The 12,324-nt window shown below is 59.3% G+C and carries 9 protein-coding genes, 6 tRNA genes and 2 other RNA genes; 14 read left to right on the top strand and 3 right to left on the bottom strand.

Annotated features, from left to right (window positions below; genetic code table 11):
* Positions 1–26: 26 nt before the first annotated feature.
* From tolA to pnuC, 14 genes are all read left to right on the top strand, one after another.
* Positions 27–1,229, top strand: a complete 1,203-nt coding sequence (gene tolA, locus ACF8MC_RS07630; RefSeq protein ID WP_033647156.1) for a cell envelope integrity protein TolA — start codon at positions 27–29, stop codon at positions 1,227–1,229.
* A 132-nt stretch (positions 1,230–1,361) separates the two neighbouring features.
* Complete coding sequence (gene tolB, locus ACF8MC_RS07625) at positions 1,362–2,654, top strand: Tol-Pal system beta propeller repeat protein TolB (RefSeq protein WP_004939856.1); 1,293 nt, start codon at positions 1,362–1,364, stop codon at positions 2,652–2,654.
* Between the two features lie 44 nt (positions 2,655–2,698).
* On the top strand, positions 2,699–3,208 hold the full coding sequence (gene pal, locus ACF8MC_RS07620) for a peptidoglycan-associated lipoprotein Pal (RefSeq protein WP_025160033.1): 510 nt from the start codon (positions 2,699–2,701) through the stop codon (positions 3,206–3,208).
* 9 nt (positions 3,209–3,217) lie between these two features.
* Positions 3,218–4,012, top strand: coding sequence for a cell division protein CpoB (gene cpoB / locus ACF8MC_RS07615; protein WP_033647153.1), 795 nt, complete (start codon positions 3,218–3,220; stop codon positions 4,010–4,012).
* 178 nt (positions 4,013–4,190) lie between these two features.
* Positions 4,191–4,266 (top strand) — tRNA-Lys (locus tag ACF8MC_RS07610).
* 29 nt (positions 4,267–4,295) lie between these two features.
* Positions 4,296–4,371 (top strand) — tRNA-Val (locus tag ACF8MC_RS07605).
* A 7-nt stretch (positions 4,372–4,378) separates the two neighbouring features.
* A tRNA-Lys gene (locus ACF8MC_RS07600) sits at positions 4,379–4,454 on the top strand.
* Between the two features lie 15 nt (positions 4,455–4,469).
* Positions 4,470–4,594: non-coding RNA, RtT sRNA (locus ACF8MC_RS07595), on the top strand.
* A 156-nt stretch (positions 4,595–4,750) separates the two neighbouring features.
* Positions 4,751–4,826 (top strand) — tRNA-Lys (locus tag ACF8MC_RS07590).
* A 45-nt stretch (positions 4,827–4,871) separates the two neighbouring features.
* A tRNA-Val gene (locus ACF8MC_RS07585) sits at positions 4,872–4,947 on the top strand.
* 6 nt (positions 4,948–4,953) lie between these two features.
* Positions 4,954–5,029: transfer RNA gene (locus tag ACF8MC_RS07580), tRNA-Lys, on the top strand.
* 75 nt (positions 5,030–5,104) lie between these two features.
* A non-coding RNA gene (locus tag ACF8MC_RS07575) (RtT sRNA) lies at positions 5,105–5,229 on the top strand.
* 319 nt (positions 5,230–5,548) lie between these two features.
* Complete coding sequence (gene nadA / locus ACF8MC_RS07570) at positions 5,549–6,610, top strand: quinolinate synthase NadA (RefSeq protein WP_015376982.1); 1,062 nt, start codon at positions 5,549–5,551, stop codon at positions 6,608–6,610.
* Positions 6,611–6,630: 20 nt separating this feature from the next.
* A complete protein-coding gene (gene pnuC, locus ACF8MC_RS07565) occupies positions 6,631–7,356 on the top strand; it encodes a nicotinamide riboside transporter PnuC (protein WP_033637475.1) in 726 nt (241 codons plus the stop codon).
* A 35-nt stretch (positions 7,357–7,391) separates the two neighbouring features.
* Here pnuC and zitB read toward each other — a convergent pair whose 3' ends face one another.
* Genes zitB through ACF8MC_RS07550 form a run of 3 tightly spaced genes read right to left on the bottom strand, consistent with a single transcriptional unit; the run spans position 7,392 to position 12,156 of the window.
* Positions 7,392–8,354, bottom strand: coding sequence for a CDF family zinc transporter ZitB (gene zitB, locus ACF8MC_RS07560; RefSeq protein WP_033637476.1), 963 nt, complete (start codon positions 8,352–8,354; stop codon positions 7,392–7,394).
* Positions 8,354–11,554: an ATP-binding protein gene (locus ACF8MC_RS07555; protein ID WP_164104677.1), complete on the bottom strand. Its 3,201-nt coding sequence runs from the start codon at positions 11,552–11,554 to the stop codon at positions 8,354–8,356. Before ACF8MC_RS07555 ends, zitB begins: the two co-directional genes overlap by 1 nt.
* Complete coding sequence (locus tag ACF8MC_RS07550) at positions 11,551–12,156, bottom strand: response regulator transcription factor (protein WP_033638694.1); 606 nt, start codon at positions 12,154–12,156, stop codon at positions 11,551–11,553. Before ACF8MC_RS07550 ends, ACF8MC_RS07555 begins: the two co-directional genes overlap by 4 nt.
* Positions 12,157–12,324 lie beyond the last annotated feature (168 nt).

Here is a 12,324-nt window from a genome sequence, read left to right as displayed (position 1 = left end):
GCAACACCAGTTTTTGGGAATCTATTTTGGTAAAGGCAACTGAGCAAAACGATAAGCTGAACCGCGCCGTTATTGTTTCGGTCGTTCTGCACTTCATACTGATTGCCCTGCTGATTTGGGGATCGCTGCAGGAAAATGTCGACATGGGCGCCGGCGGTGGCGGTGATGGCACCGTGGTGGGCGCGGTGATGGTCGATCCCGGCGCGGTGGTGGAGCAGTACAATCGCCAGCAGCAGCAGAGCAACGATGCGCAGCGTGCCGAAAAGCAGCGCCAGAAAAAGGCGGAGCAACAGGCCGAAGAGCTTCAGCAGAAGCAGGCGGAGCAACAGCAGCGCCTGAAAGAGCTGGAGAAAGAGCGTTTGGCGGCGCAGGAGAAAGCCGCGCAGGACGCCAAAGCGCAGGCTGAGCAACAGCAGAAGGCGGCGGAGCAGCAGAAACAGGCCGCCGAGCAGCAAAAAGCGGCGGAAGCCGCCGCAGCCAAGGCCAAAGAGCAACAGAAGGTCGCCGAGGCCGCCGCCGCGAAGGCGAAGGCTGAAGCGGACAAGATAGCCAAAGCGCAGGCGGACGCGCAGAAGAAAGCCGAAGCGGAAGCCAAGAAAGAAGCGGCCGCCGCTGCCGCCGCCAAGAAACAGGCGGAAGAGGCGAAGAAAGCCGCGGCCGCCGCCGCAGAGCAAAAAGCCGCAGAAGCTGCGGAGAAGAAAGCGGCCGCTGAAGCCGAGAAAAAAGCCGCAGCGGAAGCCGAGAAGAAAGCTGCGGCCGAGAAAGCCGCTGCCGCCAAGAAAGCCGCCGCGGACGCCAAGAAGAAGGCTGCCGCTGAGGCTGCGAAGCAATCGGAGGAGGTCAACGATCTGTTTGGTGGCCTGGCGGACGGCAAGAACGCGCCGAAAGGCGGCGGTGCCAAATCGAAGGGCGACGGTAAACCGGCCGGGCAGGGCAATGCCAAAACGGCTGGGGCCAGCGGGGCGGATATCAGCGGTTATATGGGGCAAATTCAGGGGGCGATTCAGAGCAAGTTCTATGACGCCAGCTCGTTCGCCGGCAAAACCTGCGATCTGCGTATCAAGCTGGCGCCGGACGGCCTGCTGATAAGCGTACAAGCGGCGGGCGGCGATCCGGCTCTGTGTCAGGCCGCGGTGTCTGCCGCCAAGTTGGCGCATATACCGAAGCCGCCGAGCGATGCCGTTTATCAGCACTTTAAGAATTCTATCCTTGAATTCAAACCGAAATAACGGTTGATTGACTGAGTGATATCACAGGGATGTACTAAGGTAACCAACAGGGATTATGTAGTTTTACGTAAGTTGGTTTGTTAAAATTCTGCTAATTTATCGCAGGCATCCCGCCTGGATAAGGGAGATGAGATGAAGCAGGCATTTCGAGTAGCGCTAGGTTTTTTAATTCTGTGGGCGTCCGTGCTGCACGCGGAAGTTCGCATTGAAATCACCCAAGGGGTCGACTCCGCTCGTCCGATTGGCGTGGTGCCGTTTAAATGGGCGGGCCCAGGCACGCCGCCGGAAGATATCGGCAAGATTGTCGGCGCGGATCTGCGTAACAGCGGCAAATTCAACCCGATCGACGTGGCGCGCATGCCGCAGCAACCGACCTCCGCGTCTGAAGTGACTCCGGCGGCCTGGACTGCGCTGGGCATCGACGCCGTGGTTGTCGGCCAGGTTCAACCTGGCGCCGACGGCAGCTACCTGATCTCCTACCAGCTGGTGGACACCTCGGGTTCGCCGGGCACCGTATTGGCGCAGAATCAGTATAAAGTGACCAAACAGTGGTTGCGTTATTCTGCCCATACCGCCAGCGACGAAGTGTTCGAGAAGCTGACCGGCATCAAGGGCGCGTTCCGTACCCGTATCGCCTACGTCGTGCAGACCAACGGCGGGAAATTCCCGTATGAGCTGCGCGTAGCGGATTACGACGGTTACAACCAGTTTACGGTGCACCGTTCGCCTGAGCCGCTGATGTCCCCGGCCTGGTCGCCGGACGGCAGCAAACTGGCTTACGTGACCTTCGAGAGCGGCCGTTCCGCGCTGGTGGTGCAAACCCTGGCTAACGGCGCCATCCGCCAGATCGCCTCGTTCCCGCGCCACAACGGTGCGCCGGCGTTCTCGCCGGACGGCAGCAAGCTGGCCTTCGCGCTGTCCAAGAGCGGCAGCCTGAACCTGTACGTGATGAACCTCGGCTCCGGCCAGATCACGCAGCTGACCGATGGCCGCAACAACAACACCGAACCGACCTGGTTCCCGGATGGCCAGTCTCTGGCGTTTACCTCCGACCAGGGCGGGCGTCCGCAGATTTATAAAATCAGCGCCAGCGGCGGTGCCGCACAGCGCCTGACGTGGGAAGGCTCTCAGAACCAGGATTCTGAAGTCAGCTCCGACGGTAAATTCCTGGTGATGGTCAGCACCAACAGTGGTGCGCAACACATCGCCAAACAAGATCTTGGATCGGGCGCCGTTCAGGTTTTGACCGGTACCTTCCTGGATGAAACGCCTAGTATTGCGCCAAACGGCACCATGGTGATCTATAGCTCGACGCAAGGTATGGGCTCCGTGCTGCAGTTGGTGTCAACTGATGGGCGTTTCAAAGCGCGTCTTCCGGCAACTGATGGACAGGTCAAATTCCCTGCCTGGTCGCCGTATCTGTGATGCATGTGTAAATATGTATGGCAAACTATAAAAGGATCAAAGAAATGCAACTGAACAAAGTGCTGAAAGGGCTTCTGCTGGCACTGCCAGTTCTGGCTGTAGCAGCTTGTAGTTCTAACAAAAGCGCAAACAACGACCAATCTGGTATGGGCGCTGGCACTGGTATGGAAAACGGCAGCAGCAACCTGTCTTCCGAAGAACAAGCTCGTCTGCAGATGCAAGAATTGCAGAAGAACAACATCGTTTACTTCGGCCTGGACAAGTATGACGTAAGCTCCGAATTCGCTCAGATGCTGGACGCGCACGCTGCATTCCTGCGTAACAACCCGTCTTACAAAGTGACCGTTGAAGGCCACGCTGACGAACGCGGCACGCCGGAATACAACATCGCTCTGGGTGAGCGCCGTGCTAACGCCGTTAAAATGTACCTGCAGGGTAAAGGCGTTTCCGCTGACCAGATCTCTATCGTTTCTTACGGTAAAGAAAAACCAGCAGTACTGGGCCACGACGAAGCGGCTTATGCTAAAAACCGTCGTGCCGTTCTGGTTTACTAAGAGAATCGCATGAACAGTAACTTCAGACGTCACCTGTTGAGTCTGTCGTTACTGGTTGGCGTAGCGGCCCCCTGGGCCGCTACTGCCCAAGCGCCAATCAGTAATGTCGGCTCCGGCTCGGTCGAAGACCGCGTCACCTCGCTTGAGCGCATCAGCAATGCTCAAGGCCAGCTTTTAAATCAACTCCAGCAACAACTCTCTGATAACCAACGCGACATTGATTCTCTCCGTGGGCAAATCCAGGAAAGCCAGTATCAGTTGAATCAGGTGGTTGAACGCCAGAAGCAAATCTATCAGCAGATGGATAGCCTCAGCCAGGGCGGCGCTCAGAGCGCCTCTGCGGCCGCGGGCGCTGCCGGCGGGGCAGCCGCAGGCGCATCTTCCGATGCGGGCGGCAGCGCGCCTGCAGCCGCCTCCGCCACGCCGAGCGGCGGTGATGAGAACAGCGACTACAACGCCGCTGTTTCTCTGGCGCTGGAAAAAAAACAGTATGACCAGGCGATTTCCGCCTTTCAGTCCTTCGTAAAACAGTACCCGAAGTCTACTTACCAGCCCAACGCCAACTATTGGCTGGGCCAGTTGTTCTACAACAAGGGTAAAAAAGACGACGCGGCCTACTATTTTGCGGTGGTGGTGAAGAATTACGCTAAATCACCGAAGGCGCCGGACGCCATGTACAAGGTGGGTATCATCATGCAGGAGAAAGGGCAGGCCGATAAAGCCAAAGCCGTGTTCCAGCAGGTGATTAAACAGTACCCAACCAGTGCGGCGGCCAAACAGGCGAAAAGTCGCGTAGGCGGTTAACAGTCAGAAAAATGAGCCCAGAAGTTAGTCGATTTGACCGATTTCTGGGCTCATTCGCGTGAAGAACAAGCAGTTGAACGCATCGGTAAAAAATTTAGGTTGCGCTGCCAAGATAAATTAGTAATATATGCCGCCGTTGCCAAGACATCTTGCAAGATGTTAAAGCGGCAGGGAAATTGGGTCGTTAGCTCAGTTGGTAGAGCAGTTGACTTTTAATCAATTGGTCGCAGGTTCGAATCCTGCACGACCCACCAATTTCTGAAGTAGCAGTAACCACAACAGTGGGTGATTAGCTCAGTTGGTAGAGCATCTCCTTTACACGGAGGGGGTCGGCGGTTCGAGCCCGTCATCACCCACCACTGTTATGGGTCGTTAGCTCAGTTGGTAGAGCAGTTGACTTTTAATCAATTGGTCGCAGGTTCGAATCCTGCACGACCCACCATTCTTTAAGAATGGCTGCGATAGAGAATCGTAAAGGATGAGAACCGTAAAGGTTCGAGTCTCGCGAAGCGAGACAACATCACTCCGGTGATGGCCCGCAAGGGCGAGGCCAAAGGCCGAGTTATCCTGCACGACCCACCATTCTTTAAGAAAGAATGGCAGCTTCAGAATCGGTTTGATGTGGCAAAGTAAAGGTCCGAGTCGAGTACCCGTCGAGTTGTCCTGAACATCCCCATCCTTGTTTTCCGCGAGTTGGTTTCAGTAACCCATTCGCCATCAGCAGTAAACCACATCAGTGGGTCGTTAGCTCAGTTGGTAGAGCAGTTGACTTTTAATCAATTGGTCGCAGGTTCGAATCCTGCACGACCCACCACTCTTTGATAGAGCAAGGTGTGAAAAATAGCAGTACCACAGCAGTGGGTGATTAGCTCAGTTGGTAGAGCATCTCCTTTACACGGAGGGGGTCGGCGGTTCGAGCCCGTCATCACCCACCACACTGCGGGTCGTTAGCTCAGTTGGTAGAGCAGTTGACTTTTAATCAATTGGTCGCAGGTTCGAATCCTGCACGACCCACCAATTCAGAAAAAAGCGCCTTTTGGCGCTTTTTTCGTTTCTGTAACACCCAAACCTGACTTTATCTTCTTGCCAACAGAGTTCACCGAGTCGTGCGGGTGAGAGCCTGCGCTCAGGTTCGAGCATCGCGCAGCGATACGACAACGCGCAGCGTTGCCCGCAGGGTGAGGCCACAGGCCGAATCAATCCTGCACGACCCCCCATTCAGAGAAAAGCGCCTTTTGGCGCTTTTTTCGCATCTGCAGCACCGTAATCTACATTCGTGCTTTCTCGTTTCAACAGCGCACCGATCATCACGCTGTTCTCTGAACGGCTATACGGTCTCGTCAGGCCATTTTCCGCTGTGAGCTGTGTAACCAATATCTGTGTTTTTTAATCCATTAAACACTAGGTGCGCAAATATGAAAATATCAGCGGACTTTTCGCGCAGTTTTAGGTATTTTGTTTAGTATATAAAACGAAGGGCGTTGCGGCAGGCGATATTCACGCGGCAGGCGCCCAGCCTAGCATGAGATTGCAGCGATGAGTGAAATGTTTGATGTCAATGCGGCGGTGTATCCCTTCCCGCCTAAACCGGTACCGCTGGACGTAGCCGAAAAAGCCTTTTATCGCGAGAAGATCAAAACCCTGCTCAAGCAGCGTAATGCGGTGATGGTCGCCCACTATTATACCGATCCGGAAATCCAGGCGCTGGCGGAAGAAACCGGCGGCTGCGTGGCGGATTCGCTGGAAATGGCGCGCTTCGGCAGCGCCCATCCGGCTTCCACGCTGCTGGTGGCCGGCGTGCGTTTCATGGGGGAAACCGCCAAGATCCTCAGCCCGGAAAAGCAGGTGCTGATGCCGACGCTGTTTGCCGAATGTTCGCTGGATCTGGGCTGCCCGGAAGAGGAGTTTCATGCGTTTTGCGACAGCCATCCCGATCGTACCGTGGTGGTCTATGCGAACACCTCGGCGGCGGTCAAAGCGCGCGCTGACTGGGTGGTCACTTCCAGCATCGCCGTCGAGCTGATCGAACACCTGGACAGCCTGGGCGAGAAGATCATCTGGGCGCCGGATCGCCATCTCGGCAGCTACGTGCAGAAGCAGACCGGCGCCGACGTGCTGTGTTGGCAAGGCGCCTGCATTGTCCATGACGAGTTCAAGACTCAGGCGCTGCGGCGCATGAAGGCGCTCTATCCGCAGGCGGCCATTCTGGTGCATCCCGAATCGCCACAGGCGGTGGTTGAATTGGCGGATGCGGTGGGATCGACCAGCCAACTGATCCAGGCGGCGAAAACATTGCCGCATCAACAGCTGATCGTCGCCACCGATCGCGGTATCTTTTACAAGATGCAGCAGGCCTGTCCGGACAAGGAGCTGTTCGAAGCGCCGACCGCCGGAGAAGGGGCGACCTGCCGCAGCTGCGCGCACTGCCCGTGGATGGCGATGAATGGTCTGAAGGCGATTGCCGAAGGGCTGGAGCAGGGGGGCGCGCAGCATGAGATCCACGTGGACGCCGCGCTGCGTGAAAAGGCGCTGGTGCCGCTGAACCGCATGCTGGATTTCGCCGCTCAGCTTAAAATGCAGGTTAAAGGCAACGCTTAACCGTTTAAAAGGATGACTTCATGAGCTTCTTCAGTACCAGCAATATTCTGGTGCACATTCCGCTTGGCGCGGGCGGTTACGATCTGTCGTGGATCGAAGCCATCGGCACGCTGTTCGGGTTGCTGTGCATCTGGTACGCCAGCAAGGAAAAAATCATCAACTACCTGTTCGGCCTGATCAACGTCACGCTGTTCGCGGTGATTTTCTTCCAGATCCAGCTGTACGCCAGCCTGCTGCTGCAGCTGTTCTTTTTCGGCGCCAATATTTACGGTTGGTATGCCTGGAGCCGCCAGACCCAGGATAATCAGGCTGAGCTGCAGATCCGCTGGCTGCCGCTGCCGAAAGCGTTGGCCTGGGCGGCGGTCTGCGTCATCGGCATCGGCCTGATGACCTTCAATATCGACCGCGTGTTCGCCTGGCTGACGCAGATCGCGGTGGCAGTGATGCAAGGGCTGGGGCTGAACGTGCAGATGCCTGAGCTGCAGCCGGACGCGTTCCCGTTCTGGGATTCGGCGATGATGGTGCTCTCCATCGTGGCGATGATTCTGATGACGCGCAAGTACGTGGAAAACTGGCTGCTGTGGGTGGTTATCGATGTCATCAGCGTGGCGATCTTCGCCTACCAGGGGGTGTACGCGATGGCGCTGGAGTATGTCATTCTGACGCTGATTGCCCTGAACGGCTCCTGGCTATGGATCAAGAGCGCCGGGCGCAATGGTTCCAACCCGCTCTCTTCCGCACCTTAACAACGCAGAGGGCGCCGTGATGGCGCCCTCTTGGCTTAGTGACGATGTCCCAGATGGGAGTGCGCTTCGGCATGTGAGTGTTCACTCGGCTCCGGCGCCCGGTTGATACCGCAGTCCGGTGTCTCGCAGTGCCGGTACTCCATCTGAATGGTCACGTGGCCAATCTTGTAGTGTTCCAACAGATAAGCCTGAATGCGTTGCAACAGCCCATCGTGGTCATGCGGCGGGATCACCTGCGCATGCAGCGTCATCAGCTTCTGTTCGCCGATCTGCCAGACGTGCACGTGATGGATGTTGCGCACTTCCGGGATATTCAGGCACAGGTCTTTTTGCAGCTTGGCGATATCGACCTCCTGCGGCGTGCCTTCCAGCAGCTCGTGGAAACTCTCCTTCAGCAGCCGCCAGGCGCTGCGCAGCACCAGACAGGAGACGAGCACCGACAGGATCGGGTCAATCGGCGTCCAGCCGGTGGCAAGAATGACGATGGCGGCGACGATGGCGCCCACCGAGCCGAGCAGGTCGCCCAGCACATGCAGCGCGGCGGCGCGCACGTTGATATTTTTCTCTTCGCTGCCGCGATGCAGCAGCCAGAAGGCGAACAGGTTCGCCAGCAGCCCCGCTACGGCGATGATCAGCATCGGGGTACCCATCACCGGCTGCGGCTCGAAGAAACGCCGTATCGCCTCCCACAGGATGAATACCACGATCACCAGCAGCGCCGCGGCGTTGAGGAAGGCCGCCAGGGTGGTCAGGCGCAGGTAGCCGAAGGTGTGGCGCGCGTTGGGCTTGCGCTGGGAGAAGTGCACCGCCATCAGCGCCACCAGCAGCGCGGCGGCATCGGTCAGCATGTGGCCGGCGTCGGCCAACAGCGCCAACGAGCCGGACAACAGGCCGCCGACCACCTCGGCCACCATAAAGACGGCGGTGACTAAAAAAGCGGTCAGTAGGCGTTTACTATTACTGTCTTTCGGCAGGTGTACGTGTGGAGTGTCCGACATTATTCATCCTTATGCATAGCCAAAGTGGGGGCGGCGGCGAGCAGAGCGTCCAGCTCCGGCACTATCTGCGCCACTAACGCCTTTAATTTAGTATAAGCGGCGGCGGCAAGCGCGCCCCGACGTGCGGTTTCCACCAGCTGCTGGCACAGCTGCGCGGCTTCCGGCAGTTGCAGCATCAGCAGGCTGCCCTTGATGCGGTGCGCCGCCTGCTCCAGGCGCGGCCAGTCGTTCGCGGCGACGGCGTCCGCGAGCCGCTGCCGGTCTTGCCGCAGCGTATCGCCGAGCGTCTGCGCCAGCCGCTGCAGCATGGCGCGATCGCCACCCGCCATTTCGGCCAGCGTTTGTCGCAGGTCAGTAAGGACTGACTTTGCTTCCTGAGCCTGCGGTTGCTGAGCCAATACCTGGCCGATCGCCGCCAGTGAAATCGGTTTGGTCAGGAAGTGGTCGATCGCCACCAGCCCCGGAGGAATGCGGGTAAACTCCTGCACGTCTGCCGAACAGAGCACGATGCGGCAAGGCGGGCGTTGCAGCCGCTGTTCGTCGCGGCGGATCAGCCTGGCCAGCGTCAGGCCGTCCGGGCGCGGCATGTTATAGTCGATAAACAGCAGATCGAACGGTTGCCGGCGTTGGGCCTTCAACAGCGCATAGCCTTGTTCGAAGCGGGCGGGTTGCAGCCCGAAGTGGCGCAGCTGGCGTTCCATCAGCAACAGATTGGTGGGGTGATCGTCGATCAGCGCGGTACGCAAGGCGGAAGACGGCAGAGCAAAGGGGCTTTCCTCCGGGGCGGCAATCGGCGCCGCGCCGCTCAGCTCGACCGGTATCGCGACCTCGACGCGGGTGCCGACGCCCGGCTGCGAGCGCAGCTCGATGCGGCCGCCCATCTGTTCGACGATCTCTTTGCAGATCGACAGCCCCAAACCGGTACCCTGCACCGAGATGCGTTGCGCGCCGCGCGCGCGGTAAAACGGTTGGAACAGTTTGTCTATTTCATCGGCGGCGATACCGCAGCCGCTGTCGTTCACAGTCAGATGCAATTCCCCCTGCCGCTCATCCTGCGCGCGCCAGCCGATCTCGACCTGAATGGCGCCGCGCGACGTAAATTTTATCGCGTTGTTTATCAGGTTGTTAGCCACCTGAAGTAAACGCTCACCATCAATCACTACCGCCTCCGGCAATGCAGGATCCGCCACCACGCTCAGCGTCAACGGCCGCTCGCCGATCAGCGGCCGGTAGAGGGCGTCGATGCGCGCTACCCAAGGGCGCAGCACCACTGGTTTCGGTGCCAGCGTCAGCGAGCCGGTTTCCAACCGCGCGTGATCCTGCAGGTCGTTGAGCAGGTTGAGCAGCGATGAGGCCGAGCTGTATATCACCGGCAGGCCTTCCGGCGCGGGTTGGCGTTTGAGCTCCAGCTCCAGCAGGCCGAGGATGGCGTGCATCGGCGTGCGCAGCTCATGGCTGACGGTGGCGAGGAATTTGCTCTTCATGCGGTTTTCCGCTTCGGCGCGGCGGCGCGCGTGCTCGAGTTCTTCGCGTTCGCGTTTTTCACGGCGCTGCAGCATGAAACGGCGCAGCGTCAGCGCCAGCAGCAGCACGGTGGCGGCGGCCAGCAGCGCCAGCAGCCAGGTGGTCTGCGGCGGCACGCGGTTGTCGTTCACCGCGTCGATCAGGTTGCTGCGATCGACGATCCACTCGTCGCGCAGCGATTGCAGGGTGTCCGCCGGGATCTGCATCAGGTTCTTATCAAGGATCGCCAACAGAAGAGGTTGATCGCGGCGCACGCCGAAGGCCACCGGATAGGGAATGTTGTTGGCGGCGAAGGCCAGCTTGATGGCACCGGAATAGCGCGACAGCGCCAAAAAGTTGGCGGAGATGACGTTATCCACCAGCGCATCCAGTTGGCCGTTGGCCAGCGCGTCGTACATCGACTTGCTGTCGGCGAAGCTGATGGTTTGCTCCTGTTCCGGCACCAGCCCCTGCGCCAAATCGCCCTGCAGCACGCCGATGCGCTTGCCGGCCAAATCGCTCCAGGTGGAAATGCCGTCGGCGTGCTGGCCGACGTAAACCCCCCACAGCGAACGGTGGATCGGCATGCTGGCGCCGTAGCGCGCCTTGACGCCGCGCGCCAGCGGCAGGGCGGCGCGGAAGCTGGCCTGGCCGGACTGCACCAGCAGATCGGCCTGCTCGGCGTTGCGCGCCCACAGCGGCGCGAAACGCAGCCCGGTGTTTTGCGCGATGATGTTGAGAATGTCGATGGCGTAGCCGCGCGGCTGGCCGTCGGAGCCGCGGTAGGCGAACGGGAAGTTGTTCTCGATGGCGGCGTAGTAAACCACGCGGTGGCTCGCCACCCAATTCTTCTCCATCGTCGTCAGATCGGCATTGCCGGTGTCGAGGTAGCTGGGGATCTTCTTGCTCCAGCGGCCCTGCAGGGCGTTCATCAGCTCCATCGGCGCGTCGGCGATGGCGGTGTCCAGCGTGTCTATCAGCCGCGAGTCGTCGGCGGCGAACACGAAGGACAGGTTGCCCAGGTTCTCGTTGCTTTCAATCTGATAGAGCTGGCCGAGCTGCAGCTGATCGATGATAAAGCTGGCGCTGGCCTCGTCGGCGATAAAGTAGTCGCTGCTGCCGTTGAGCAGCGAGTAGACCGCCTGCAGATTGTTGTCGTAGCGCTGGATCTGCGACGCGACCGCCTGCAGAGCGCCGCCGGACTGCATGTCGGTCAGCGCGCCGATCGCGACGCGGGCGTTGGCGGAGTTGAGCATCACCGGCCGATCGTTGCTGCGATCGCGCAATACGCGCAGGTTGCTGACGTAATAGGGCTGAGAGATCGCCAGGCCGTGCAGCGCCTCACTCTGCGGGATGCCGTACAGAAGATCGATCTTGCCGTCGTGCAGCGCCTGCTCCAACTGCGTCAGATCGGCAAAGCCGTAAATGGCGAAGCGAATGCCGGTCACCTGCTGGATATAGCCGAGGTAGTCGGCATTCAGCCCATACAGATCGTCATCCACGATGATGTTGTACGGGCTGGTGTTCTCACTGACGATGCCGACGCGCAGCGTACGGTCGCGCCAGGGGTTTTTCTCGCCGACGATCAGCATATTCTCGGGGGTATTCAGATTGCTGACCAGCTGATAGCGCACCGGCTCCGCCGCCTGCGCCAGACCGCACCACAGGAACAGCAACAGCAGGGCGCGGCGCATCATGGCGCCAGCTCTTTAAACACCGCCACCAGCTCCAGCAGGTTGCCGGCGCCGGTTTTGCGCTGGATGTTCTTCTTGTGGGTGCTGACGGTCTTGTTGCTGATGTGCAGCCGATCGGCGATCTGCAGGTTGGACAGCCCCTGGCTCAACAAGCCCAGCACCTCGAGCTCTTTGGGGGTGAGCAGCCCGCCGTCCGCCGTCGGCGCCTCTTCAGCCAGCGCGGCGGCGGGGAAATGGGTTTCACCGTCCAGCACCTGCTCGATCGCCTGCAACAACTCTGCCAACGAGCTGCCTTTGTTGACGAAACCGTTGGCGCCGGCGGCATGCGCCATGCGCGCATAGACCTCGGCCTCCTGCGCGGTATAGATCAGGATCGGCTGCTGCGGGTAGCGGCGGCGGATTTTTTTCAACAGCTGCAGCCCGTCGACCTGCGGCAGGCCGATATCCAGGATCACCAGGCCGAAAGCGGCCTCGGCCAGCAGGGCCAGCGCCTGGACGTCGTCCTGCGCCGCCTGCAGGCGGTAGGGGCGGGATGATTTCATTAGCGCCGCTTCCAGTGCGACATGAACCACCGGGTGGTCATCAACTAATAACAGAGAGGGCATGTTCAACTCGGGTCGCTTTATATTCCGATCGCTAGCATAGCGAAAAAGGAGGCTCTGCGCTCCCCTGATGAAACAGCACAATCTGCTGTTAATTTGGCGGTTCCAGCGGCGGGGGGCAAAGGTGATTTACAGCGCCATTCCCACAGGCTAGATTGTTGGGATCTACAC

It is taken from the genome of Serratia sp. LACPHL-BACT-2024-00286 (genome assembly GCF_043109535.1).
GTDB classification, from domain to species: domain Bacteria; phylum Pseudomonadota; class Gammaproteobacteria; order Enterobacterales; family Enterobacteriaceae; genus Serratia; species Serratia sarumanii.
Note: the sequence above shows the minus strand (reverse complement) of the source record. Positions and strands in the feature narration are given on the sequence as shown.